This window comes from Corynebacterium ammoniagenes DSM 20306 (genome assembly GCF_001941425.1).
Classification (GTDB): domain Bacteria; phylum Actinomycetota; class Actinomycetes; order Mycobacteriales; family Mycobacteriaceae; genus Corynebacterium; species Corynebacterium ammoniagenes.
Window position 1 is genome coordinate 2,452,972 of sequence record NZ_CP009244.1, and the last position, 24,478, is coordinate 2,477,449.

Annotated in this window: 21 protein-coding genes and 1 pseudogene; 15 read left to right on the forward strand and 7 right to left on the reverse strand. The window is 57.6% G+C overall.

What is annotated here, in order from left to right; all coding sequences use genetic code 11:
- Positions 1–34 precede the first annotated feature (34 nt).
- From CAMM_RS11255 to CAMM_RS11290, 8 genes are all read left to right on the forward strand, one after another.
- Positions 35–1,372, forward strand: a complete 1,338-nt coding sequence (locus CAMM_RS11255) for a M20/M25/M40 family metallo-hydrolase (protein WP_003847734.1) — start codon at positions 35–37, stop codon at positions 1,370–1,372.
- 560 nt (positions 1,373–1,932) lie between these two features.
- Positions 1,933–4,992: a Na+/H+ antiporter subunit A gene (locus CAMM_RS11260; RefSeq protein WP_003847738.1), complete on the forward strand. Its 3,060-nt coding sequence runs from the start codon at positions 1,933–1,935 to the stop codon at positions 4,990–4,992.
- Positions 4,993–5,484, forward strand: coding sequence for a Na(+)/H(+) antiporter subunit C (locus tag CAMM_RS11265; protein WP_003847739.1), 492 nt, complete (start codon positions 4,993–4,995; stop codon positions 5,482–5,484).
- Positions 5,477–7,243, forward strand: coding sequence for a Na+/H+ antiporter subunit D (locus CAMM_RS11270; RefSeq protein ID WP_003847741.1), 1,767 nt, complete (start codon positions 5,477–5,479; stop codon positions 7,241–7,243). Before CAMM_RS11265 ends, CAMM_RS11270 begins: the two co-directional genes overlap by 8 nt.
- Positions 7,243–7,767, forward strand: a complete 525-nt coding sequence (locus tag CAMM_RS11275) for a Na+/H+ antiporter subunit E (protein WP_003847742.1) — start codon at positions 7,243–7,245, stop codon at positions 7,765–7,767. The genes CAMM_RS11270 and CAMM_RS11275 overlap by 1 nt, the downstream gene beginning before the upstream one ends.
- Entirely contained in the window at positions 7,767–8,039 is a 273-nt protein-coding gene (locus CAMM_RS11280) for a monovalent cation/H+ antiporter complex subunit F (RefSeq protein ID WP_003847743.1), read from the forward strand. Before CAMM_RS11275 ends, CAMM_RS11280 begins: the two co-directional genes overlap by 1 nt.
- Positions 8,039–8,419, forward strand: a complete 381-nt coding sequence (locus CAMM_RS11285) for a monovalent cation/H(+) antiporter subunit G (RefSeq protein WP_003847744.1) — start codon at positions 8,039–8,041, stop codon at positions 8,417–8,419. Before CAMM_RS11280 ends, CAMM_RS11285 begins: the two co-directional genes overlap by 1 nt.
- Positions 8,420–8,487: 68 nt before the next feature.
- Positions 8,488–9,702 (forward strand): glycosyltransferase 87 family protein, encoded by a 1,215-nt coding sequence (locus CAMM_RS11290; RefSeq protein WP_003847745.1) that lies wholly within the window; start codon positions 8,488–8,490, stop codon positions 9,700–9,702.
- On the opposite strand, the pseudogene CAMM_RS11295 reads toward CAMM_RS11290, so the two are convergent.
- The 3 genes and pseudogenes from CAMM_RS11295 to CAMM_RS11305 form a co-directional block, all read right to left on the reverse strand.
- A pseudogene (locus tag CAMM_RS11295) lies at positions 9,645–10,804 on the reverse strand (glutamate--cysteine ligase). The gene CAMM_RS11290 and the pseudogene CAMM_RS11295 sit on opposite strands and share 58 nt — an antisense overlap.
- 81 nt (positions 10,805–10,885) lie before the next feature.
- Positions 10,886–11,599 (reverse strand): LytR C-terminal domain-containing protein, encoded by a 714-nt coding sequence (locus CAMM_RS11300; RefSeq protein ID WP_003847748.1) that lies wholly within the window; start codon positions 11,597–11,599, stop codon positions 10,886–10,888.
- A gap of 10 nt (positions 11,600–11,609) precedes the next feature.
- Positions 11,610–11,897 (reverse strand): DUF3263 domain-containing protein, encoded by a 288-nt coding sequence (locus CAMM_RS11305; protein ID WP_003847749.1) that lies wholly within the window; start codon positions 11,895–11,897, stop codon positions 11,610–11,612.
- A 16-nt stretch (positions 11,898–11,913) separates the two neighbouring features.
- Between CAMM_RS11305 and CAMM_RS11310 the strand changes: the two genes are divergently transcribed.
- The 4 genes from CAMM_RS11310 to CAMM_RS11325 are packed head-to-tail and all read left to right on the forward strand — an operon-like array spanning position 11,914 to position 15,813.
- The gene (locus CAMM_RS11310) at positions 11,914–12,504 is read left to right on the forward strand and encodes a peptide deformylase (RefSeq protein WP_040355691.1); all 591 of its coding nucleotides are present in this window, start codon (positions 11,914–11,916) and stop codon (positions 12,502–12,504) included.
- A gap of 15 nt (positions 12,505–12,519) precedes the next feature.
- Positions 12,520–13,488 carry an N-acetylglutamate synthase, CG3035 family gene (locus CAMM_RS11315; RefSeq protein ID WP_003847753.1) on the forward strand — a complete coding sequence of 323 codons (969 nt, stop codon included), beginning with the start codon at positions 12,520–12,522 and terminating at the stop codon, positions 13,486–13,488.
- A gap of 3 nt (positions 13,489–13,491) precedes the next feature.
- The gene (locus CAMM_RS11320; RefSeq protein WP_003847755.1) at positions 13,492–14,301 is read left to right on the forward strand and encodes an exodeoxyribonuclease III; all 810 of its coding nucleotides are present in this window, start codon (positions 13,492–13,494) and stop codon (positions 14,299–14,301) included.
- Positions 14,302–14,310: 9 nt separating this feature from the next.
- Complete coding sequence (locus CAMM_RS11325) at positions 14,311–15,813, forward strand: phospholipase D-like domain-containing protein (RefSeq protein WP_003847757.1); 1,503 nt, start codon at positions 14,311–14,313, stop codon at positions 15,811–15,813.
- 1 nt (position 15,814) lies between these two features.
- On the opposite strand, the gene CAMM_RS11330 is transcribed toward CAMM_RS11325, so the two are convergent.
- From CAMM_RS11330 to CAMM_RS11345, 4 genes are read right to left on the reverse strand one after another with little or no spacing between them, the layout of a single operon-like run.
- Positions 15,815–16,987 carry a multidrug effflux MFS transporter gene (locus CAMM_RS11330; RefSeq protein ID WP_003847759.1) on the reverse strand — a complete coding sequence of 391 codons (1,173 nt, stop codon included), beginning with the start codon at positions 16,985–16,987 and terminating at the stop codon, positions 15,815–15,817.
- Positions 16,988–17,752 carry an ABC transporter permease gene (locus CAMM_RS11335; protein ID WP_003847760.1) on the reverse strand — a complete coding sequence of 255 codons (765 nt, stop codon included), beginning with the start codon at positions 17,750–17,752 and terminating at the stop codon, positions 16,988–16,990.
- Complete coding sequence (locus CAMM_RS11340; RefSeq protein WP_003847762.1) at positions 17,742–18,686, reverse strand: ABC transporter ATP-binding protein; 945 nt, start codon at positions 18,684–18,686, stop codon at positions 17,742–17,744. The genes CAMM_RS11335 and CAMM_RS11340 overlap by 11 nt, the downstream gene beginning before the upstream one ends.
- A gap of 57 nt (positions 18,687–18,743) precedes the next feature.
- The gene (locus CAMM_RS11345) at positions 18,744–19,259 is read right to left on the reverse strand and encodes an NUDIX domain-containing protein (protein ID WP_040355561.1); all 516 of its coding nucleotides are present in this window, start codon (positions 19,257–19,259) and stop codon (positions 18,744–18,746) included.
- A gap of 118 nt (positions 19,260–19,377) precedes the next feature.
- On the opposite strand from CAMM_RS11345, the gene CAMM_RS11350 reads away from it, so the two are divergent.
- Genes CAMM_RS11350 through CAMM_RS11360 form a run of 3 tightly spaced genes read left to right on the forward strand, consistent with a single transcriptional unit; the run spans position 19,378 to position 24,475 of the window.
- The gene (locus CAMM_RS11350) at positions 19,378–20,850 is read left to right on the forward strand and encodes a hypothetical protein (RefSeq protein WP_003847765.1); all 1,473 of its coding nucleotides are present in this window, start codon (positions 19,378–19,380) and stop codon (positions 20,848–20,850) included.
- Positions 20,850–21,920 carry a glutamate ABC transporter substrate-binding protein gene (locus CAMM_RS11355; RefSeq protein ID WP_003847767.1) on the forward strand — a complete coding sequence of 357 codons (1,071 nt, stop codon included), beginning with the start codon at positions 20,850–20,852 and terminating at the stop codon, positions 21,918–21,920. Before CAMM_RS11350 ends, CAMM_RS11355 begins: the two co-directional genes overlap by 1 nt.
- Positions 21,917–24,475: a serine/threonine protein kinase gene (locus CAMM_RS11360; RefSeq protein WP_003847768.1), complete on the forward strand. Its 2,559-nt coding sequence runs from the start codon at positions 21,917–21,919 to the stop codon at positions 24,473–24,475. Before CAMM_RS11355 ends, CAMM_RS11360 begins: the two co-directional genes overlap by 4 nt.
- Positions 24,476–24,478: the final 3 nt, after the last annotated feature.

Here is a 24,478-nt window from a genome sequence, read left to right on the forward strand (position 1 = left end):
GCTTAGCCGCCATTAGGGTGGCTAAGCTATTTTTATGTTTAGCCCCTCCCGGACAAGAATTCTTGCGGACCTTGAGCACATGGTCGCCTTTGAATCTGTGCACGCAGATTCTTCTCTGCGCAAGCAGTACGAGGCCTGCGCCCAGTGGGCCCACGATGCGTTTGTGGAGGTCGGCGCGAACACACAGATTATTGAGGGCGTCGATAATTCTCTGGCTATCCTCGGTGAGGTTGCCGGAGATCCGCACAATAATCGCACGGTTTTGCTCTATGCCCACCACGATATTGTGCCGCTGGGCCCGCGCGAGGAATGGGACAATGAGCCGTTGGAAGTCACCGAGCGCGATGGTCGCTGGTGGGGTCGCGGCACCGCAGATTGCAAGGGTCATATCGCGATGCACCTGGAAGTTTTGCGCCTTATTAAAGATCAGCCGAATCTTCCCACCATCAAATTCGTCATCGAGGGCTCGGAAGAAAATGGCGGGCTGGGGCTCAAGCACCTGTTGACTGAGCGACCGGAGCTTTTTGAAGCAGAAGCCATCTTCGTCGTAGATACCGGAAATACCGAACCTGGTGTGCCATCCGTGGTGACTTTGCAACGCGGGTCCGCACAGATTCGCGTGCACTGCGAAACCATGGAAGCGCCCGTGCACTCTGGAAAATTTGGCGGTGCGGCTGTCGATGCCGTCGCAGCCCTTATCCGGGCGCTCGATTCCGTGCGCGATGAAGAAGGCCGCTGCGTTATTGATGGTGTCGACTGCACCGGCGAGTGGGACGGGGAAGAATATCCGGAAGAGAAGTTCCGCGCAGATACCGGCATGTTCGACGAGACGGAGCTGCCCGAGGGAGATATCGCGAGCTTTATTTGGGCGCGGCCGGCGGTATCTATCACGGGCTTTTCGTCGACACCGGTGGAAGATGCCATTAACGCCGTGCCGGCGACCGCTGAGGCGCATTTGAATTTGCGGGTGCCACCACGTCAGCGCAATAGCGCAGGCAAGCGGATTACCACGGCAAAGACCGCCAAGCTATTGATTGAGCACTTAGAAAACCATACGCCGTGGGGCGCGCAGCTTAGCGCCGAGATTCTCGCCATCAATCGCTCCTACGCTGCGGATGAAGACGGCGAGATCCTCAACCTTTTGCGCGAGTGCATGTCTGATGCCTACGGCATGGATGCCAGCGAAATCGGTACGGGAGGATCCATTCCTTTGACCGTGGAATTGCACGAAGTTTTTCCGGATTCCGAGATTGCGCTGTTCGGTGCCGCAGATCTGACCTCGGCTATTCACTCCCCGCAGGAATCAGTTGACCCTTCTGAGATTGAACGCATGGCGCAGACCGAAGCGCTTTTCCTCACGCACTTTCGCTAATCCGCGGCAATTTCGCTCCCATGTGGCAACTGTGACGGGAGTGAAATGAGTGTTTTATCGCCGGTTACACCTGGATGTGGCAAACTTAACGTTTTTGCGCAGGTGGCATCGAAAAGCAATGCATTTCGTGGCAAAAAATTCGCGTGACGGCACAACGTGCCAGCGCACAGCAAAAACACGCAACTGCGGCATCAACTATTGATCGACAGAAAAAGCGCAAACGAGCGCAAGCGCACTATATAATACTGTGTAATTTGAAATTATCTTTCAAAATTATCCACGTCACGCTACTATTGGCTGTGTTGGCCGCGCCGTTTTCTATCGACGCCGCCTCAACATGATCGTGCAGCAGCCTCACCCAGGATCGCGCATGTTCATGTTGGAGATTCCTTAGATGTTGCAGTAATAAACGGTAAACAGCACTTTCATGCGCTCGCTTTGCCACCGCTGGGACAGCGCGGGTTGAAAGTCGATAAAGCGGAGTACCGGTGGCCCCCTACCCTGTCCGTTTTAAGGAGCACTATTGCTTCGCTAACTAAAGTGGGAGAGCACCGAATACCGTGCTGATATTGCTGTTAGCTCTAATTGCCGCGACGCTGTGTGCGCCTTTTTTACTCCACGCACTCGGGCGATCTGCCTTCGGGCTGTTGGCACTCGTGCCCGCCGGAGGGTTTATCTGGGTTGTGCAACAAATGGTCCAAGGAAACCTGGACCACAGCGCCAGCATCGAATGGATGCCCGCAGCACACCTGAACTTAGACTTCCGCCTCGACGGGCTAGCCGCGCTCTTTTCCCTCATCATCCTCGGTGTGGGCGCGCTCGTACTTCTTTACTGTTGGGGCTATTTTGATGCCGTTCCCCGGCGCTTAACGCTCTTCGGCGCGCAGATGATTGGCTTTGCCACCGCGATGTATGGCCTGGTCATATCTGATTCCCTGCTGTTGATGTACGTCTTTTGGGAAATCACCTCCGTGCTGTCCTTCCTGTTGGTGGCGTATTACGGCGAGCGTGCTTCCTCCCGTCGCTCCGCAACGCAGGCGCTGATGGTCACCGCCGCGGGCGGCTTGGCGATGTTGGTCGGCATCATCATCTTGGGACGTCAGACCGGTGTGTGGCACTTTAGCGACATCATGGCATATGACGGCTGGGCGAATACCCCGTATGTCACGGTTGCCCTGTGCTTGATTTTGGCCGGCGCACTGTCGAAGTCCGCTAATATCCCGTTCCACTTCTGGTTGCCTGGAGCCATGGCTGCGCCGACCCCGGTCTCGGCGTATCTGCACTCTGCGGCCATGGTCAAAGCTGGCATCTACTTGGTCGCACGCTTGGCACCAGAATTCCAGGAAGTCTCCGCCTGGCACTTAGTTGTCATCCCCATTGGTTTAGCCACGATGCTCATGGGCGGCTGGATGGCCTTAAAACAAATCGACCTCAAGCTGGTTTTGGCCTACGGCACCGTCTCCCAGCTGGGCTTTATCATCTCGATTATGGCCATCGGCTCGCGTGAAGCCATGATGGCTGCACTGGCGCTGACCTTCGCACACTCCTTGTTTAAAGCGACGCTGTTTATGATTGTCGGCGCCATCGACCACGCCACCGGCACCCGCGAGATTCCCAAGCTGTCCGGTCTCGCACTCAAGGAACCATTCATCTTTGTGCTTGCGGTGATCTCCGCACTGTCCATGGCTGGTATCCCGCCGCTATTTGGCTTTGTCACCAAAGAAGCGGTCATCGATGCCGTCATGCACGAAGAGCTACTGACCGGCATGCCACGCAATATGATGCTGATTGGCATCATTCTCGGTTCGGTGTTGACCATGGCGTATGCCCTGCGCTTTTTGTGGGGAGCTTTTTCTACCAAAAATGATGCGGTGTCCAAACCAGTGGCAGAAATGCACCGGATTCAGCCGATACTGTGGATTGCACCGGCAGTTCTTACCACGCTGACTGTCATCTTCGGTCTGTTCCCGAAGTTGATGTCTGATCCGATCAACCAGCACTTAGGTCAACTCTACGGTCCGGATGGCACGGTTCTTGCCTTGTGGCACGGGTTTAATGTTGCGTTAGGAATTTCAGCGGTCATCATCATCGCTGGTTGCGCGCTGCACTGGCAGCGTCATCTGCTGCGGCCATTCCAAGGTGAATACGCGGCACTGGGTAATGCAGACAATGCTTATGACGCCATCTTGGTCGGCCTGCGCAATCTTTCCTTGCGCATTACCGCAAATACGCAGCGCGGCTCCCTGCAGCTCAACCTAACCACAATTTTTGCATGTCTGATCTTGCTGCCAGCCTTCGCCATTGTCTTCGGCGATCTCACCAATGTGCGCATGATTGTCGCCGAAAATCCGTGGCAGTTCTTCGCAGCGGTGATCATCATTGCTGCTGCTGTAGGTGCCACGATTACTCATAACCGTTTATCCGGCGTCATCATCGTGGGTATTTCTGGCTACGGGTTATCCTTTATCTTTGCCCTGCACGGTGCACCGGACTTGGCGCTGACTCAGCTGCTGGTTGAGACGATCATCATGGTCTTGTTCATGCTGGTGCTGCGTAAGATGCCCCCAAATACTGAGTGGCGTGGAGAACCTCGCCACAACCGGCTACGCGCCTGGTTGGCCATCGGTGTGGGTCTGTTGACGATTATTTTGACTATGTTCGCGGTCAATGCCCGCACGGAAGAGTCCATCTCTATTCACATGCCGGATTTGGCAAAGGAAATTGGCCACGGCGCCAACGCGGTCAACGTCTTGCTGGTTGATATCCGTGCTTGGGATACCTTCGGCGAAATCACCGTCTTGGTTATTGCAGCAACCGGTGTCGCCTCGTTGATTTACCGCACGCAGTCCTTTACTCGCGAGTCCCGTCGCCCCACGCTGCGCGTGACCGGTCGCCGCTGGTTGGCTGCCGGAGTGGAAACTGAGCAGCAGCTCAACCGCTCGTTGATGGTCGATGTTTCCACCCGCGTGCTTTTCCCTTCCATGATTGCGCTCTCGCTGTACTTCTTCTTCACCGGCCACAATGCCCCCGGTGGCGGGTTTGCTGGTGGGTTGGTCGCAGCGCTGGCATTTATCTTGCGTTACTTAGCCGGAGGACGAGCAGAGCTGGAAGAAGCATTGCCTATCGATGGCGGACGCATCATGGGCGCCGGCTTGTTCTTTGCTATCGCCGCAGCTGTCGGACCGATGCTCTGGGGTATGCCACCTTTGGCTTCGGCCTACGGAACCTTGGATCTGCCGTTAATCGGCGAGGTATCACTGCCGTCCGCACTGGTCTTTGACCTCGGTGTCTATCTCATCGTTATTGGTTTGACCATGCACATCCTGCATTCACTCGGCGGCAAGCTTGACGAAGAAGAAGAAATTCGTAAGCAACGCGCTCGCGACCGCGCGCGTTCTCTGGCGCGTAAGAACCGTCAGCGAAAAGCTCGCGTCAAGGCGGCGGCAACAGCCCGAACAACGTCGGAGCCAAGCACCGATACCTCAGGCACCGCAGAGATTGATATGCCCACGGAAGTTCCGCCGCAGAAATCAGTGCCGGACTCGGACAACTCGCAGCCTTCGGCCAACTCCAGTCCGATTAGCAAGATCCTCAACAACGAAGACGAAAAGGAGAAGTAAATGGAAGCCAACCTCATGTTTCTCCTCGCCTCCGGTGCCATGATGGCCGCGGGCGTGTACTTGGTGCTCGACCGCGCCATGACCAAAATGCTGCTGGGGATCTTGCTCATCGGCAATGCCGTCAACCTCATCATCATCCAAGCTGGCGGCTCCGCGGGTTCCCCACCGATAATGGGTCGTGAGTCCACACCCTATGGCGAAGACATCGCCGACCCCCTAGCGCAGGCCATGATTTTGACAGCGATTGTGATTTCCATGGCGTTGACAGCGTTTATTTTGACGCTTGCTTACCGCCAGTACCGCTACCGCACCGATGACGTTATTGAAGACGATGTTGATGACGTAGCAGTGGCATCGATGGCAACTCGCCCATCGGCTGCTCCCGACCAGGACGCGTCTTCTGACCCGACCACTGGTCGCGCCACTAAGGAAGGCGATACCTTCGGCCCTCGCTTCTTCGAAGAGCCAGTCAAGGGGGTCAAGGATGAGTGATCTCATTGCCTCGTATGTGCAGCTCGTGCTGCCATATATTAGCTATCTCATTCCGCTGCCGGTCTTAATTCCAGTCGCGGGTGCCGCACTAACGCTGCTGTTGGCGCGCTTTCGCCAAGTGCAATCCCAGGTAGCGTTCTTCATGCTGGCATTATCGGCCTTGGTCAGCCTGACGCTGTTGGCGGTCGCAGATTTCGATGGCATCCAGACTTTGCAGGTCGGTGGCTGGGATGCACCGGTTGGCATTACCTTGGTCGCAGATCGCTTGTCGACGGTCATGCTCTTTACTTCGTCCATCGTTTTGTTTTCAGTGATGTGGTACGCCATTTCACAAGGTGTGCGCGATGGCGGTAAAGACGAGCCAGTCACGGTCTTCTTGCCGACTTATATGCTGCTGACGATGGGCGTGAATGTCTCCTTCCTAGCCGGAGACCTATTCAACCTCTACGTTGGTTTCGAGGTCTTCCTCGTCGCGTCCTATGTGCTGCTGACCTTAGGTGCCTCTCCCGCACGTGTGCGCGCAGGCGTGGGCTATGTGATGGTTTCCATGGTCTCGTCCATGATCTTCCTGCTGGGTATCGGACTTACCTATGCCGCAGTCGGTACCGTTAACATGGCGCAGATCGGTATCCGCATTCAAGAGATTCCGGAAGGCACCCGCACTGCCATTTTCGGCGTCTTGCTGGTTGCCTTCGGCATTAAGGCCGCTGTGGTGCCACTCGATGCCTGGCTGCCGGACTCCTACCCCACCGCGCCCGCGTTGGTCACCGCCGTGTTTGCTGGTTTGTTGACCAAGGTCGGTGTCTATTCCATCATCCGAATGCGCTCCGCGGTCTTTACCGATGGCTCGCTCGATGGATTGTTGATGTGGGTGGCGCTGGCGACCATGCTCATTGGTATTTTGGGCGCGATGGCGCAGACCGATATCAAACGTCTACTGTCATTTACCCTGGTCAGCCACATCGGTTACATGATCTTTGGTGTGGCTATTGGCACCGCGCAGGGGCTATCCGGTGCAATTTTCTACGCAGTTCACCACATTTTGGTGCAAACGGCACTGTTTTTGGTGGTGGGCCTCATCGAAAGGCAATCGGGCACCTCCTCGCTGCGGCGTTTAGGCTCGCTGCTCTACACCGCCCCGGTTATCTCCATTTTGTACTTCATCCCCGCGATGAACCTCGGTGGTATTCCTCCATTTTCTGGTTTCATGGGCAAGATTTTGCTCTTGGAAGCTGGCGCGAATGATGGCTCGTGGATGTCGTGGGTACTTATTGGCGGCGCTGTGATTACCTCGCTGCTGACCTTGTACGTCATGGTCTTGGTCTGGTCGAAGGGCTTTTTGCGCGACCGTGCCGATGCTCCCGAAGGCCACGTTGCACTCGCACGCCCTGCACCGCTCGCCGATGTCACGGATGAGGTCGCCTATTCAGAGCGCGCCGATGTCGGTCGCTTGCCCTTTGGAATGTTTGGCTCGACCGCACTCTTGGTCGTCGCGTCCACGCTGATTACCTTTGTCGCCGGCCCGGTATCGGGGATTACTTCCCGCTCGGCAGAGTCGGCGCAAGACCAGTCGATTTATCAAGATGCGGTCTTAGGTGATCACTCCGATAATCCAACACGTCACCTGGACCCGCAAGATCGCTACATTGACCGCGATTCCATTGAGAACCGTAACCATCCCCTTCCGGGGCCGGAGCCAACGAGAAACGGCACCTATAATTTCTCGGATTCAGCGGCTGATGCTGGGGAGGAGAACTAGTGAGGAATTATCTAACGGGCGCACGCCACCGCTTCCGCCCTTCCTTTATCTTGTGGCTCGCCATCATGTGGTGCTTGCTCATGGGCGAGGTCACCTGGGCTAATGTCATCGCCGGTGTGTTGATCGGCGCAGGCATTGTCTTCTTTTTGCCGCTGCCGGCTATGCCGATTAGTGATCTCAATGTGGCCTGGGGCAGGCTATTTCGCTACATGTGTGTTTGGACGGGCGAGCTTTTATGGGCTTCGCTAAAAGTCGGCTGGATTGCGGTTCGTCCGGGAGAAAAGCCCAAGAATGCCATTTTGCGCGGGCCGATGCGCGTGGAAAATGAGCTGGTCTTAACCTTCGCGGTGGTGTTATACAACCTGCAGCCGGGCGGCACCGTGGCCGAAATTGATATTGCTAACCGCATGCTGACCGTGCACGTTCTTGATGCTACGACGCAAGAAGATATCGACCGCGAAGTCGCCAACTTGGTCAGCCTTGAGCGCCGTATGATTTCTATCTTCGAAGGGAAACACAAATAATGGATCCCACAATTTATAACGCGCTATTGTCCGTCGCCGCGGCGATGTTTGTTGCGTCCTTCTTGCTGACTACGTGGCGTATCGTCAAAGGTCCGAACTCCATGGACCGGCTGGTGGGCATGGATGGCTTCGTCGCCATGTTCCAGTGCGCGATGGCCGTGTATATCTGTTGGACGCTGGATACCACGGTCAGCAATGCCATGCTCGTCGTCGCGCTGCTGGGCTTTATTTCCACGGTTTCCGTTACTCGCTTTAGGAAGAGGGACAATTAATGAGCTACGCACTTTTTGCTGATATCGCCTCCCTCGTCCTCATCTTCGCCGGCGCCTTGTTGGTGCTGTCTGCATCGATAGGCGTGGCACGTTTTCTCGACCCGATGGCGCGCATCCACTTCGTCACCAAACCGCAAACTGTCGGTTTGGTATTTACCATCCTCGGCGCGGGAATCCGGGTGACCGGATCTGAATCTTTTGGGGTGGCTGAACGCGGCGACTTAGGAATTTTATTCTTGCTCGTGGTCTTTGCTTTGGCGACCAGCCCGGTGACTGCTCAGCGCATGACGCGTATTTCGCGCCGCGAGGGCCTGTACGCCGACGATGACCAGATGTCGCGCAATGACCAGCCTGCGACCAAGCAAATGCGCCGTAAATAGGTAACAAGCCCTCGGTAGAGGGTGTAACTTTTATAGAGGCTAACAACGAGTAGATAGAGATACCACGCGTGAAAAAGTTCTGGGGCACCACTTCCCTGGCGATTGCCCTTGGGGCATTCGCCGTCTGGGCGATTCTTCGAATCCACAATTTTGACGGGCCCCACGCCCTGGTGTGGCGCGTGCCGCTGGATTTACATATCTACGTCCTGGCTGGCCTGGACATCGTCGACGGCGGCCTGCTCTACGACCAGGCCTATGTCGGCGAGTTGCCGTTTACCTACCCGCCTTTCGCCGGAGTGGTGTTTACTGCCTTGAGCTATCTCAGCGATAACTGGCTGATTATCTTGTGGCAAGGTGGTACGGCGCTCGCGCTATTTCTCGTCTTCCTGCTGGTCTTTCGCGAGCGTGGCTACGGCTTCCGCCCGTCCAACTGGCTCATCAGCGCGTTGTTAACGCTTGCCGCAGTTGCCACCGAACCTGTGCATGGCACACTATTTTTCGGCCAGATCAATGTCTTCCTTATGCTGCTGGTTGCTTTGGACTTCCTTCCCAAGTGGCGCCTGCCCGGCATCGGCATTGGTCTGGCAGCCGGATTGAAACTAACACCAGCCTTTTTGGGTTTGGTGTTGTTATTCCAGCGCCGCTGGTGGGCTGCAGGAATTTCCATCGTGACCTTCCTCGCCACCGTGGGCGTGGGCTATTGGCTTATCCCCGATGCGCATGATTTCTGGATGCGCGCGATCTTCGATTCCTCACGCGTGGGCGACCATGAAAACCCCGGCGCGCAGTCGATTCGTTCGGTACTCGAGCGGGAGTTTAGCATCGAAGGTGGCATCTGGTGGATTGCTGCGGTGCTCGTGGTCTTCGTGCTGACCTGCATCGCCGTCTACGTTGCCGCCCGGCGCCACAATGCCACCGTGGCCATGGCGCTGACCGGAATTTCTTCCTGCTTGGTCTCGCCGTTTTCCTGGTACCACCACTGGGTGTGGATTCTGCCGCTATTCCTCGCGATTTTGCTCAGCGTCAACAACTGGATTGGCCAGCGCCTTCACGGTTGGTTCGGCGCGCAGGTTGCCGGCCTTGCGTCCTTGCTCGTGATGTTTATCGCCGCGTCGCCTTTTGTCACCCACATCGTGTGGAATGCGATGTCATACCGGTATTTAGACGATGTCAACGGCTTCGGTGCCACGGTCTTTATTGGCACCGGCGTGCTCTTTATCGCGGGTTACGCGCTGTCGGGGCTATTGCCGTCGCGGGCTTCTTCTTCGACCAGCGGCAAATAAGTATCTAACTCGTCGCAGGTCATATCAACCACGCTCTTCCAGTCGCCAGAGGTTTGGAATTGCTTGCGCTGGCGTTCATAGCCGGCGCCGCGGTCGATGATTTCTAACACCAGCTGCAATTCGCGCGCGCAGCCGAGTTCTTCAGCCAACGGCGTGAGCTCATCGACTAGATCAGCCAGCTCATCTTCGACCCAGCGCTCATCGGTGGCACGGGAGGTAATCACCAAAGCATCCATGCCGTAGCGTGCACCGCGCCATTTATTTTCCGCCACGTGCCATTGCTGCAAGATCGGCAGGGGTTCGCCGGCGTCAATCATGCGGTCAAAGTGCACCACTAAGCAATGTGTGAGCGCCACGATGGCAGAAAGCTCGCGCAGGTTCGAGGAAGCATCAGATACGCGCACCTCAATGGTGCCCCACTTTGACGCCGGGCGGATATCAAAGTGCATGGAGCCGGTGTGGTTAATCACGCCAGAGATGGCTTGGTCGCGCATATAGTCCTGCCACGCGGCCCAGTCGTGGAATTGATACGGCATCCCGGCGGTCGGCAATTGCTGGTACAGCATGGTGCGGTTGGAGGCATAGCCGGTATCCAAGCCATCCCAGCCCGGAGAGCAGGCGGAAATAGCCAAAAGGTGCGGGTACTTCGTCATCAACGCATTGATAATCGGCCACACGCGGTCCTCGTGGGAGATACCGACGTGCACGTGCGTGCCCCACAGCAACATCTGCTGGCCCCAGTACTGGGTGCGGTTGATAATTTCCGAATAGGATTCCTTTTCCGAGACCGGGTTTTCCGAAAGTCCGAAAAGGGGTGTCCGCCGGAAGCCCACACGCGAATATCGCGTGCGGTGGCCGCGGCCTGGACCGCGCGGATTCCAGTTGTAAGCTCAGCAATTGCCTCAGGAACGGTGTGGCAAATGCCGGTGACCAGCTCAACTGTGTTTTGTAGAAACTCTTTTTCCAGGTGGATGTCGGGCGCGGTATCCGCCACCGCATCCACAATTTCAGATGCCCGAGGCACCAGATCACGGGTTACGGGGTCCACCAGCGCCACTTCCCACTCAACCCCCAGCGTCGGCTGCGGGGAGCGGGCGAAGATCTCTTCGACGTATTCCGTGTTACTCACTGGTCTATCGTACCCAGAGGCACCTGCTTGGAGCGAGATTACATTCTCACATGTCTAGTTCTCAGTAAGAATAATAGTGATGCCATCGCGGGTTTCATCCGGCAAGATATTGGAGTTTTCGCGGGCAACGCCGTCGTATTCATCGGCAAGCTCACGCGCTACCTGCTCGGCATCTGCCTTGCCCTTCGGGAAGAACACGGTGGTCTCCGGCAAGATTTCCTCGGAGAAGTTACCGACCTCGCCCAGCTCGCGGCCATCGGCGCGCAAACGATCTGCAACATCGGCAGCAAGGCCTTGGGTCATGGAGTTATTTAGCACGTTAATCTTCAGCGGTGCCGCCGGTGCAGCATTGCCGGAGCCACCGCTTGTCGATGCCCCCTTCGTATCCGCCTCGCGCGCCTCCGGGCGCTCAGGCGCAGGCTTTGCCTCGTCGCGCTTTTCGGCATCCTGCTCAGGCTTATCAGCATCATCTGCCGGTGGTGCTACATCCGTGGACTGCTCCGCGGTATCAGCGCCAACGGTGCCCGGCTCCTGCTCACCAGCTTGGTTGGATCCGGCAGAATCAGTCTGCTCGCTGGTATTCTGCGAGGCCTGATCAGAGCTGTCATCTTGAGTAAAGGCATATAAAGCCCACAGGCCAAACATGACTGCGACGGCGATAAGAACCATCGCAAAGCCACGCAGCGGCAACGTGGTGCCCGCTGCAGCACCTTTGTCGGCGGATTGGGTAGCTTCGTTCTCTGAATTATCTACAGTCTCATTAGTCACACCAGTAACACTAGTGTTCCTCGTCGGGGTTTCCGTGCGCGGCGCGCCGAATTTCTTCGCGTTCTCCACGTTTTCGCAACAGCCGCTTGACCAACACGGGGTTATACGCCAACGCGGCAGGCAATTCGACAATCACGTTGAGCCGTTGGTGATAGCGCACCGGGGAAATATCCAGCTCGGCGCGAATCGCTTTTTCTTTCAATGCGATGGCTTTGGGCGCGTGCGCCTCAAAATCCAGGATCTGCTGATCCATCTCGCTCAATTCTTCAAGCCCGTTGCCCTCGCCTGCACTAGTCATGCTTAAACTGTATTCCATGACTATCCGCGCAATTGTGATCCACGGCGACCCTGTCCTTCATAACCCCACTGAACCGGTCACCGAGGCGATCGATTCCCCCGAATTGCAGACCCTCATTGCAGACATGTGTGAAACCATGGCTGCCGCGCATGGGGTGGGCTTGGCGGCAAACCAGGTGGGCATCGCCAAGCGTTTGTTTGTCTATGACTGCCCGGACGATGACGGCCACATGCACAAAGGCTGCATTATCAACCCGGTGCTGGAAACCTCCGAAATCCCAGAGACCATGCCTGCCGATGACGGCTCCGATGACGAAGGCTGCCTATCTGTGCCCGGGGAAGGTTTTCCCACCGGCCGCGCGGACTGGGCAAAGGTCACCGGGCTGAATGAAAAAGGCGAGGACATCGAAGTCGAAGGCACCGGCTTTTTCGCCCGCTGCTTGCAGCACGAGGTCGGACACCTCGATGGCATCGTCTACACCGACACTTTAATTGGCCGTAATAAGCGCGCTGCGAAAAAGACCATCAAAGCCAATGGCTGGAATGTCCCGGGGCTAACCTGGATGCCCGGGGAAGATACCGACCCATTTGGCCACGACGACGAATAAGGCGATACCGCAATTATGGCTAAGGCATTTCGCTCCGACCCCATCACTATCAATGACCGCGTGGTTGCGCGCCGAACCTTTCAAGGCGGCGGGCACAGCGACGTGATCGGTCATGTCATGGCCTTAGAACCCTTGACCATCCGCCCGCAGATGGTGGGCGGATATCCGTCCGTGCTGCCGGAGGTGGTCATTCCCGCCGAGGAGCTGTATATCGTTAAAAAGCTCTCGCCGCGCACGGTGCGAAATTCTGATATCCGCCACGTCGAAGTCGCCTCCGCCAAGTCTTATCCCGGCCACACCGACCAGTGGACGTCTAATGGCCAGTGGCTGATGCGCGCCGGCGACGGCACGACCTTGCGCACTAATTCCGCTATCCCGCTGGGCCCCTCCGCCGGTTTCGAGCCCGCGCCGCTGGCAGAGCTGACGACTTTTTACTCCAGCCGCAATCTCCCCTGCTTGCTGCTGGTGCCAGAGCGCATTGGTAATTCCGCGTTGAAAATTCCGCATGCCCATGTGGATGTGGAAAAAATCGTCATGACCCGCGATCTGGCCGAGCTTGAGGACATCCAGCCCTACCTCGATGAAAAACTCGAGGTCGACATCGCTGCCAGCCCCACGCCTGAGTGGCTGGAGCTATCGGACCACGCAGATACTGACCTCGCTGTGCCTTCGCTTGTCGATGCCCCCCTCGCCTTTTTCACCACTCCCCTGGGAGCAGTGCTGCGCGCGACCATCACGGAGTCCGAAAACGGCACCAAGTGGTTGGGTATTGCGTGCGTGAAAGTGAGCGAATCCGCGCGTCGTCAGCGCTTAGCGGCACGCCTGGTGGCTGCGGCGATGGCCTGGGGCCAGGCCGCTGGCGCGGAGAAAGCCTACCTGCAAGTCAGCGTGGGAAATGATGCCGCGGTAGCACTGTATGAAAAATTGGGGATGCTCGAGCACCACCGGCATCGCTATCTGAAAGTTATTCCAGGTAATCTATAAACCATGCGGATAGCCACGTGGAATATTAACTCGGTACGCACTCGCGGCGAGCGAGCGCTGAACTTGATGGACAAGCACGACATCGATGTCCTGTGCCTGCAAGAAACCAAGGTCGCTGATGATAAATTCCCGCGCGAACTGTTTGAAGATGCCGGCTACCACGTCGTATTCCACGGCTTAAACCAGTGGAACGGGGTAGCCATCGTCAGCCGCGAGGAACCGAGCGAAGTCATCACGGGTTTTCCTGAACAACCCGGCTACCACAATGATGAGGACAAAGAACAAGCGCCTGAGGCCCGTGCTTTGGGCGCGGTGATTCGCAATGTCGAAATCTGGTCACTCTATGTCCCCAATGGCCGCGAAATCACCCAGCGGCACTATGATTATAAATTAGATTTCCTCTATGCTCTTGCCCGCTACGCCGAGGGCAAAAAGCGCGAGAAATTGCTGTTGACCGGTGATTTCAACATCGCCCCACGCAATGAGGATGTCTGGGACTTAGAGCTGTTTCGCGGCAAGACGCACGTCACCGAACCCGAGCGCGCCGCTTTCCAGCGCTTGGAAGAAGCAGGTCTAGAAGAAGTCACCCGACAGTACACTGAAAAGGACCGCTGGACTTATTTCGATTACAAATCCATGCGCTTTCAAAAAGATGAAGGCATGCGCATCGACTTTCAGATGGCGACCAAGTCGCTGGCAGAGAAAGTCACCGGCGCGGGCCTAGACCGAAAAGAACGCGCGGAAAAAGGCACCTCTGACCATCTTTTGCTGTGGGCTGATTTTGACCTGCCTGATTTCGACTCTGTTCGTTAACCCAGCTTCATGACCTTATCTTTAGACCTCAGCTTCTGGCAGGCCGCGTTTTTCATCCTGGATTACGCCATCAAGATCTTTGCCATCGGCTTTGTCCCTGAAGGCCGCCGCCCGTCGTCATCGACCGCCTGGTTGCTGGCAATTTTGCTGCTGCCATTTATCGGCCTGCCGCTGTTTTTGCTCATGGGCTCGCCCCAAATCAACCGGCGCCGCCACCGCATCCAGCAAGAAGCGGATGATGCCATCGACGACGCGCACAGCGACGTTCCCGACCACCCCTTTGAACACCTTGAGCCCGAAGTCGAATCCATCATCAAGCTCAACCGCCACCTCACCGGCTTTCCCGCGGTGGTCGGGCATAACCTTGGTATTCACGCGGACTATAAAAAATGCATCCAAGCCATGGCCGATGCCATCGACCAGGCCGAGCGCTACGTCTACGTCGAAATTTACATCACCAGCTGGGACGAGACCACTGACCCGTTCTTCCAGGCCTTAGCGCGCGCCCGCCAGCGCGGCGTGGAAGTAAAGTTCCTCTTCGATCAGATCGGCAGCTTCAAATACAAGGGCTATCGCACCCTGGGCAAAAGGCTCAGCGCCATTGACGTGGACTGGCGGCTGATGTTGCCACTGCAGATTCACAAATTCCGCTTTCGCCGCCCGGATCTCCGCAATCACCGCAAGATGGTCATCATCGACGGTAAACGCGGCTTTATCGGCTCCTTGAACCTGATTAAGCGCGAGTATAAAACCACCGACCGCGCGTGGATTGACTACATGGTGGAGCTCACCGGCCCCATAGTGGTCTCTTTGCAGGCTGTGTTCGCCGTGGACTGGTACACCGAATCCGGCGAGTACATCGAAATGCTCACCGAACTAGAAGATTCCGGCCAAGAACCCGACTCCAACTATCTCCAGCTCATTCCCTCCGGCCCGGGCTATACCACCGAGCCGAATTTGCGCATGTTCACCTCGCTGATTCACCACGCGAAGAGCCGGCTTATCATTTGCTCACCGTATTTCGTCCCCGATGAATCCCTTCTTGATGCCGTGACCACCGCCGCCTACCGCGGCGTGCGCGTGGAGTTATATGTCTCCCAGCGCGCCGACCAATTTGTGGTCGACCACTCGCAATCGTCGTACTACCAGGCGCTACTGGAAGCTGGCATCTACATTTATCAATTCCCCAAGCCCTTCGTGCTGCACTCGAAGTTCGTGCTCGCCGATCCCGACGCCGGCCGCGCCGACCCCGAGGAAACCGAGGAAGGCATCCGTCTCAAGTCCCACCCACTGGCGGCTTTCGGCTCCTCCAACCTGGATATGCGCTCGTTTGGCCTCAACTACGAATCCACCATGTTGGTCACCCAAGGTAATTTGATCACCGAGTTCAATGAGCTCGCCGCCAACTACCGTGCCGTCTCGCACGAGCTGACTTTGGAAGAGTGGAATAAGCGCGGATTTTTCCGCCGCTATATCGACAATGTCATGCGGCTTACCTCCGCGCTGCAGTAGGTTAATCAGCGTCGAATCCGCGCGTGGCCGCCAGTAGGCCGGTCGCCGAAATCGCGATGCACACCGTCATGCCCACCGACATCGTCATCGCAGTATTGCCGCCCAGACCCATCAACGGCCCCACGGCAGCCGCAAGCACGGACTGCCCAAAGCCCATAATGGCTGTCACCGACCCGGCGCGCTCGCGCATCAGGCCCGTGGCCATCGCCGTGGAATTTCCCATGATGACACCATTGGGAGAAATACACAGCAGCAGCGCCAACATCAGCCAGCCCACCCCAGCGCCGGAGAAAACCAGCACCAGCAGCAGCACATTGCCGACAACAGACAGGCTGAGCCCGCCGAGCACCATGGTCTTGGTTCCTAGCTTGTCGATGTAGCGTGAGTTGATAAAACTGCCCACACACATACCCAGCGCGTTGAGCGCAAACACGGCAGCATAGGCCCGTGGACTTAAGCCGAATTCGTGTTGGAAGACAAACGACGAGGCAGCGATGTAGCAAAACATCGATGCAAACGCGAAGGCCATCGCGGTGAGAAATCCCCAAAAGCGCGGGCTTTTTAGCACGGTGGCGTAGTTGGTGAGCACGCGCCGGACAAAGCTATCACCCGCGGGGCTATTTCCGCCGGTTTCGGGAATGATGACCAGCACGACCAGCAGCTGCACCGCGTGCAGCCCGGTCAGCACCCAGTAGATTCCGCGCCAGCCGATGGGCTCAGCGAGCAGTCCACCAACGATCGGCGCGACCGCTGGGGCGATGGCCAAAATCGCCATGAGCATGGAATAGGTCTTTGCGGCTTCGCGTCCCGAAAGCAGGTCTGGGACCATCGCGCGGGAGAGCACCACGCACGCCCCGCCGCCCAGGCCTTGCAAAAAGCGCGCGGCCACGAAGATGGCGATGCTCGGTGACAGCGCTGCGATAGCCGATGCCACCAGCGCGACAATAGCACCGCCAATGAGCAGCCGGCGCCGGCCAATGACATCCGAAATCGGCCCCACCATCAACTGCCCTAAGGCCATGCCGACGAAGAAGCCGGATAAGGTCAGCTGCACGACCGAATCAGGGGCGTTAAATTCGGCTCCCACCGCCGGCAAGGTGGGAAGGTACATATCCGTTGCAAAAGGCGCTGTTGCGGACAACAGCGCCAATGCGAGAAGTAAAGAAACGGCCATCTATGCGTCTCGTTTGACCAACATAACCACACCAATAATCCAGGCGACGACGGCCCAAACTGTAAAGACCAGCCCTGAACCGGCCACGGAATCCCATGGCGCGGCCGTGACATCGCCATCCATGATCCACGTGTTGAGAGCGGAAAATGGCATGTAGTGCACGATGTCCTCACCGATCTTCGGAATCATGGTGACCATGCTGTCGATGCCCAAGTACAAAATCAACGAAATCGCCACGGCACCGGTGGTCTGCCGCATAATCAGGCCCAACCCCTGGCTGAAGATCACCAGCAGCAGCATGCCCAGCGGGAAGACCCACAGCGCGCGCTTGGTGAAATCATCAAAGATTTCAAAATTCTCGCCCATCTGCCCATCTAGCGTCAGCTTGGCAACCGCCAAGTTAGCCAAAATCCCGACGACGACCAACACCGCTGCAATCACGGCGTACATAATGGCTTTCACGGTCGCGACCATGGCACGGTTTTGCGTGGCCATATACGTATTGGTCTGCACCGCAAAGCGATATTCCGTGGTGACAACCATGACGGCTTGGATGAGCAACACCGGCATCGCCAAGCTGTAGACACCCGTAAGCAAGGCATTCGGCGGCAAAGGCAGCTGTTGTTCTGGCGGCTGCGAGTTCGTACTCAACGTCATCAGCAGCGTCCACCCGATGGACAGGAAGAAAAAGACTCCGGTGGTCCACCACACCGAGCGCGTGGTAAATAGCTTGGTCAGCTCGGAGCGAAAAGTATTAAGAAGCATCGGAGTCCTCTCCACGTGGAGCTTCAGCATGGTACTGCACGGAATCACTGGTCAGATCCATAAAGGCATCTTCCAAGGAGGCACGCTTGAGCGAGAGCTCAGTCAACGGCACCCCTACCGAATAGGCCAGGTTGCCGACATAATCCGTGGTTTGATCGCGAATCAGCAGCTGTTCGCGGCCTTCTTCATCATGCGTGGTGGAAAATTCAATATTGTCTTCTTCCAACGCCGCAGAAAACTCCGGCACGAAGTCCGTGCGCACCAAGACATTCGAGGCCGAGTGTTCTTTAACGAACTCATACGTCGGCTGGTCTGCAATCAGCTGGCCACGACCGATGACCACCAAGTGGTCCGCGGTCAGCGCCATCTCGGAGAGCAAGTGCGAGGAAATTAAGACCGAACGCCCCTCGGCCGCAAGCGCGCGGACCAACGAGCGCACCCAGCGAATACCTTCGGGGTCGAGGCCGTTGACGGGCTCATCCAAAATCAAAATCTCTGGATCGCCCAGCAAAGCACCGGCGAGGCCCAGGCGCTGGCCCATGCCCAAAGAAAAGCCGCCGGCATTTTTCTTGGCGACCTCGCTCAAGCCCACCAGTTCCAGCACTTCCTTCACGCGCGAGGTCGGAATCCCGTTGGACTGCGCCATCCACTTCAGGTGCGCAGCGGCGGAGCGGTTCGGGTGCACGGCCTTGGCATCGAGCAAGCATCCGATGGTGCGCAGCGGATTTTTCAGCTTCGAGTAGGGCTTGCCGTGAATTAACGCGCTGCCTGCGGTGGGCTCATCAAGCCCGACGATCATGCGCATGGTCGTCGACTTGCCCGCACCGTTGGGACCCAAAAACCCAGTGACTTTCCCAGGCTTGACTTCAAAAGAGAGGTCATCAACCGCACGGACTGACTTATACTGTTTCGTCAATCCTTGAACTTCAATCATGCCCACAACGTTGCCATAAAATCGGCGACCATGACCGTTTGCCCCACCGAGACCCCCTTAAATTAACGGCTCAATCATCTCCCGGATCCTTGGCAAGGCCTGCCGAAACGGTGCAATCAGCGGCAGGTTTTCCAACTCCGCCACCGGCACCCATCGCAACTCATACGATTCTTCATTTGCCGTGGTAGACAGCGTTTTTTCATGCTTTGTCCGCGCGATAACCGTGGTATAAGTCCATCCACCAGGCAACCCTGCGGCTGCTTCAAAAGGCCCGGAAGTTACTTCTGAGCCAACAACTTCGATGTGTTGTGGATCTATTGCGCACTCTTCTACCGTTTCGCGCACTGCTGCCTCTTCGACGCTTTCATGAAGGTCGCGGGCGCCCCCGGGAATGCCCCACGTGTCACCAAAATTGGTCCACGCGGCACGGTGTTGCATCAGCACCACAGGATGAGTTCCGTCTTGCGCCAACAGAAATAATCCTGCCGCGCCATAGCGCCCCCACATCCGAGCGCCACCCGGTCCTGCTGCCCAACCGTCACCGTTTGCTTGTAGCGATTCCCGTCCTGCCATAGTTTTACATCCTACTCGACCAATCTCGCCGGCGAAGCAAGTCACATCAGCCCCATCTTTCACAATTTTTCGCACCCATGGGTAGAAGATCACACTTTGATTGCGTTAGTCTTAAGCAATGGCCGGTCAACGGGATGTGCAGCTAGTAAACGAGGATTTCCCCTCTGCCGAATCCACTGATCCCGGCTCACAGGACCACTGGTTGGACGAGGTCACCGAACCGTCTAATCCTGTATTTAATCCCGCCACCCAATTCGCGTTGTCGACCTTCGCGGGCCCGGCGCGAATAATCCGCCGCATTTGGAATTTCATGACGACCACCCCTGGTCGCATGTTCGCCATCACCGTGGCGCTTTCCTTGGCCATCGCGGCCGCTGGCGTGTCGATGTCCAACTCCTCCGCCGAGCGCCAAGGCGACCTCGATCGGCTGCTGACGGTAACAGAACCCACTGCCAATGCCGCACATAACCTCTATACCTCGCTGTCACTGGCGGACACTGTGGCATCGACAGGCTTTGTGCAAGGTGGGGTGGAATCATCGCAAAGCAGGCAAAAATACAACGAGGCCATCGACCGCGCCGCTGTCTCTGCGACCCAAGCTGTTCAAGGCGCTGGCACCGACGACCATGAAATCCGCCAGCTGGTCCGCTTTATCCAGCGTGAACTTCCGGTGTATACGGGCATGGTGGAAAATGCCCGCGCCAACCACCGCATGTCCAATGCCGTGTCTGCGGCGTATATGTCCAATGCCTCAGCGATTATGCGCGAGGAAATCCTCCCCGCTGCCTCGCGGCTATTTACTATTACCTCCAGCCGCGTGGCCGATGAACAGCGCAGCCTGACTGCACCGCAGTGGGTGCCGCTGTCCGGGCTGCTGGCTGCGGTCATTTTCTTGCTGCTTGCCCAATGGTGGCTGTGGCGGATTACCCGCCGCCGGCTCAATCGCGGGTTTGTGACTGCAACCTCGCTGATGGCTTTGGCCATCATCTGGGTATCTTTGGCCAATATTGCGACCTGGACCGCGGGTTCGCAGGCTTTCGACGAGGCCTCTAGCCCCTGGAGCTCGCTGACGACCTCCCGCATTGCCGCGCAGCAGGCGCGCACCACCGAAACCTTGGCGCTGGTACGCCGGGATTCCGAAGAGGACTCTGTGTCTTTTTCGCAGGTGGAATCATCCATCCGCGAGGCGCTGGATGAGTTTGAAACGACCACGCCGATTACCACCGATAGCGAGGAGCTCACGAGCACCCAGGTGGCTATTAACACCGCGCGTGAATCCCTAGATGAATGGAGCACGTCGCACGAAGCGTTCGTCTCCGCGCTGCGCACTGGGCGCTACGACGCGGCTTTGCACCTGGCCACCGCGCCGAACCCGGATGCGTCCGAGGAAGCCACGGCGGCGTCGGCTTTTAATGCTTTAGATAATGCCTTGACCAAGCTCATCGCTGATTCGCGCGAGACCATGCGTGCGTATATCTCCGATGGTTTAGCCGCGATGACCTTTGTGGCCTCGGCGGTGATGGTGCTTACGGTGCTGGCCATCTTTGCTGTGTGGTTGGGTATTCGTCCACGATTGCAGGAGTACCTCTAATGGCTCATTCTCGTGCACTTTTCGCTCTGGCGCTCACCGCAACGTTGCTGCTGAGCGCGTGCGGCACCACCACCGATGACACCGCCCCGCCGGACCCGGCGCTGCAGGAAAAAGAAGTCGCTAATGAACTCCCGCGCGCGATCAACTCGGATCCGCTGACCGCGCCGATTGCCGGTCCGCCGCTGCCGGTGGGCTCACGCTGGATGCCGGCGGAGGAATATACGCCGAAGGAGTCCAATTTCGACGCCGAGCTGCGCGGGACCTACCGCCCGGAGGATAAAACGCCCGAAGAGCGCGTGCCCAATATCATCGAGCGCGGCCGGCTAATTGTCGGCGTGGACCAGTCGCATAACTTGCTGTCGTATCGCGACGCGGCCACGGGCGAGCTGCGCGGCTTCGAAGTCGACTTGGCGCATGAAATCGCCGAGGATATCTTCGGCGACCGCAACCGCGTGGATTTCCGTTTCCTGGAATCGGCGGAGCGCACCCGTGCGTTGGCCAATGGCACCGTCGATATTGTCATTCGCACGATGACGATTACCCCGGACCGTGAAAAGGAAATCGCGTTCTCGCAGCCGTATATGATCACCGATACCCGCATGTTGGTGCTGACGAGCTCCGGCATTACCTCCGTAGAGCAAACCTCCGGCCGCACCTTGTGCGCGGTCGATGGCTCAACTGCTTTGGATAAAATCCCGGATTTTGCGCCGAATTCCAACTTGCTCATCACCAAGTCCTGGGGCGATTGCCTGATGTCGCTGCAGCTCGGCCAGGCGAACGCGGTGGTCGTCGATGACGCCTTGTTATCCGGCATGATGGCGCAGGATCCGTATTCGTCCATCGTCGGCGAGACGCTCGATACTGAGGTCTACGGCATTGGCGTGCGCAAACCAGACGCCCACTATGACTCCCGCGGGCTTATCCGTCAGGTCAATTCCACGTTGGAGCGTATCCAGGATGATGGCACGTGGCGCTCGCTTTTCGATGAATGGTTTGGCCCTTATCTTCCCGTTCCCACTTTGCCGGAACCCAAATACATTTCAGAGCGTGATACTGAGGAGCAATCATGACCCACAACTTCTCTGATGATGAGCTCAACTATCTCAACCCCGAAGATGACGATGATGGCGCCGAGCCGGGCACGGAGGCCGCGGCGTTTGATCCCTTCGCCGATGAAGACGGGGATGATACCCAAAATTCAGCGGATGCCGAGGTCGAGGAGTTATTAAAGCAAGTCGGGGCGCCCGATACCGCGGCGGCGACCGAAGCCGTGGCCTATGACCCGTTTGCTGACGACGACGAAGATCAAGGCACCGACGCCGTGGCTTTCGATCCTTTTGCCGACGACGAGGAAGACTCCGAGGAGTCTTTTACCGACCCGGATAATATCGCCGCGCTGATTAAAGATTTAGGCCAGCTGCGCGACCAGCGCGAAAAGCGGCGTAACGATGGCTCGGCGCTGCTTGATACCTCGCAGCGCTCCCGCCAACAGGCCCTTGATACCTTCCGCGAGCTGCGCTTGGCAGCGCGCACCAACCGCGAGGTCGCCGATGGCATGGTCACCTTGCCCTTTGTGGTTCCCACCGCGCCCGAAGACGCACTAATTGACCCAGACAAGGCGGTCAAGGAAAAGAAAATTCCGCCGCCGCAGCTCAAGCCCGGCGATATCGTCGCCAGCCAGTATGAGATTTTAGGTGTCATCGCACACGGCGGCATGGGCTGGATTTATCTGGCCAATGACCACTTTGTCTCCGGCCGCGTGGTCGTGCTCAAAGGCATGCAGGCACACAAATCCGCCGATGAAACCTCCGCGGCCGAGGCCGAGCGCGAGTTCTTGGCGGATATCACCCACCCGGGCATCGTGAAGATTTTCAACTTCATCGATGATGCGCGCGTGCCCGGCGGATTTATCGTCATGGAATACGTGGGCGGGCCATCGTTACGCAAACGGCGCAATGAACTGCCCGACCGCCGCTTGCCATTTAGCATTGCCATTGCCTACATCCTGGAATTACTCCCCGCGCTGGACTACCTGCACTCCCGCGGCGTGGTCTACAACGATTTAAAGCCCGATAACATCATCGTCACCGAAGACCAGGTCAAGCTCATCGACCTCGGCGCAGTCTCCGGCATCGGTGCGTACGGCTACATCTACGGCACCAAAGGTTTCCAGGCGCCCGAGGTTCCCACCGAAGGCCCCTCGGTGGCCAGTGATATCTACACCATCGGCCGCACACTAGCAGCGTTGACGTTGAAGTTGCCGCACGAAGACGGCGTCTTTTTGCCCGGCATCCCCAACCCCACCGAACAGCCACGGCTGCGCCGCCACGTGTCTTTCTACCGGCTTTTAGAGCGCGCAACCAACCCGGATCCGAAAAAGCGCTTCAAGGATATCGGCGAGTTGCGCACGCAGCTCTATGGCGTGCTGCGCGAGATCATCGCCATTCGCGATGGCATCCAGCACCCCGCGCAGCATTCGCTGTTTTCCCCGGCGCGTTCAACTTTCGGCACCAAGCACTTGGTCTTTCGCACAGATCAGCTTATCGATGGCATCGAGCGCACCGTGCGCATTACCGCCCCGGAGGTCGTCTCCGCGCTGCCGACGCCGCTGCTCGACCGCGATGATGTCGGCGCGGCCCTATTGCAGGGCTATTCCTACACCGAGCCGCAGGAGGCGCTGGAAACGCTGCGCCAGGCGATGCAAACGGCGGAATATGAAAATTCCGCGGAAATCCCGTTTGGCGTGGTGCGCTCCATGCTGGATTTGGGCTATACCGGCCAGGCTCGGCAGTGGCTGGAAAAGCTCGAGCCCAGGCTTGGCGATGATTGGCGTTTCCAGTGGTATTCCGGCGTGACCCAGCTGCTGCTCGAAGACTACGAGGCTGCGCAGCTGCACTTTTCAAATATGTTGGAGCTTTTGCCGGGCGAGTCCGCCCCGAAGCTAGCGCTGGCGGCCGTCAACGAGCTGCTGTTGCAGTCTTTAGGCTATTCCGAGCAGCAACTTTTAGATCCACCGGTAGCGCGCGCCTGTGCGAATATTACCTCCAACCTCTTCGAGCTGGACGAGTCCTATTTCGAAGACCCCACCATTTGGGAGCACATCACCTCGGATCCCAAGCGCATCCGTTTTAATTCGCTGCGGCTTTATGGCACGGTGTGGTCTACCAACCCCACGACGGTGTCCTCGGCCTTTGGCCTGGCGCGCTTGCTGCGCGCGGAAAACCAGGTGGAGACCGCCGTGGCCGCTTTGGACCGGGTGCCCAATGCCTCGCGGCACCAGCGCATGGCTCGCTTGACGACGATTGTGCAGCTTATTTCCTACGACGTCAACGAGTCACGCGTGCGCCGCGCAGCCCGCCGCCTCGAAGAAATCCCGACGAATGAGCCGCGCTTTTTGCAGATTAAAATCGCCGTGATTTCCGCTGGTCTAAGCTTTCTGCGCGATGCCAAGCTCAAGGCCGCAGCCTCGCCGAATGATCTCTTTGAGTTCTCGTTTACCCAGCGTGGTCTGCGCTACGGGCTGGCCGATACGCTGCGCGCGCTCGCGCGGCAGGCGCCGTTTAGCCGGCACCGCTACGCGCTGGTGGACTTGGCGAACCAGGTCCGCCCCGTCACCATGTTTTAAACC

Bases quoted from the DNA above. Each gene is read 5' to 3' on its own strand.
- CAMM_RS11340 (WP_003847762.1), bottom strand. From the start codon at position 18,686: ATGATTGAAGTTCAAGGATTGACGAAACAGTATAAGTCAGTCCGTGCG.
- CAMM_RS11285 (WP_003847744.1), top strand. From the start codon at position 8,039: ATGAGCTACGCACTTTTTGCTGATATCGCCTCCCTCGTCCTCATCTTC.
- CAMM_RS11330 (WP_003847759.1), bottom strand. From the start codon at position 16,987: ATGGCCGTTTCTTTACTTCTCGCATTGGCGCTGTTGTCCGCAACAGCG.
- CAMM_RS11350 (WP_003847765.1), top strand. From the start codon at position 19,378: ATGGCCGGTCAACGGGATGTGCAGCTAGTAAACGAGGATTTCCCCTCT.
- CAMM_RS11325 (WP_003847757.1), top strand. From the start codon at position 14,311: ATGACCTTATCTTTAGACCTCAGCTTCTGGCAGGCCGCGTTTTTCATC.
- CAMM_RS11335 (WP_003847760.1), bottom strand. From the start codon at position 17,752: ATGCTTCTTAATACTTTTCGCTCCGAGCTGACCAAGCTATTTACCACG.
- CAMM_RS11305 (WP_003847749.1), bottom strand. From the start codon at position 11,897: ATGACTAGTGCAGGCGAGGGCAACGGGCTTGAAGAATTGAGCGAGATG.
- CAMM_RS11360 (WP_003847768.1), top strand. From the start codon at position 21,917: ATGACCCACAACTTCTCTGATGATGAGCTCAACTATCTCAACCCCGAA.
- CAMM_RS11315 (WP_003847753.1), top strand. From the start codon at position 12,520: ATGGCTAAGGCATTTCGCTCCGACCCCATCACTATCAATGACCGCGTG.
- CAMM_RS11310 (WP_040355691.1), top strand. From the start codon at position 11,914: ATGACTATCCGCGCAATTGTGATCCACGGCGACCCTGTCCTTCATAAC.
- CAMM_RS11345 (WP_040355561.1), bottom strand. From the start codon at position 19,259: ATGGCAGGACGGGAATCGCTACAAGCAAACGGTGACGGTTGGGCAGCA.
- CAMM_RS11355 (WP_003847767.1), top strand. From the start codon at position 20,850: ATGGCTCATTCTCGTGCACTTTTCGCTCTGGCGCTCACCGCAACGTTG.
- CAMM_RS11255 (WP_003847734.1), top strand. From the start codon at position 35: ATGTTTAGCCCCTCCCGGACAAGAATTCTTGCGGACCTTGAGCACATG.
- CAMM_RS11320 (WP_003847755.1), top strand. From the start codon at position 13,492: ATGCGGATAGCCACGTGGAATATTAACTCGGTACGCACTCGCGGCGAG.
- CAMM_RS11280 (WP_003847743.1), top strand. From the start codon at position 7,767: ATGGATCCCACAATTTATAACGCGCTATTGTCCGTCGCCGCGGCGATG.
- CAMM_RS11265 (WP_003847739.1), top strand. From the start codon at position 4,993: ATGGAAGCCAACCTCATGTTTCTCCTCGCCTCCGGTGCCATGATGGCC.
- CAMM_RS11270 (WP_003847741.1), top strand. From the start codon at position 5,477: ATGAGTGATCTCATTGCCTCGTATGTGCAGCTCGTGCTGCCATATATT.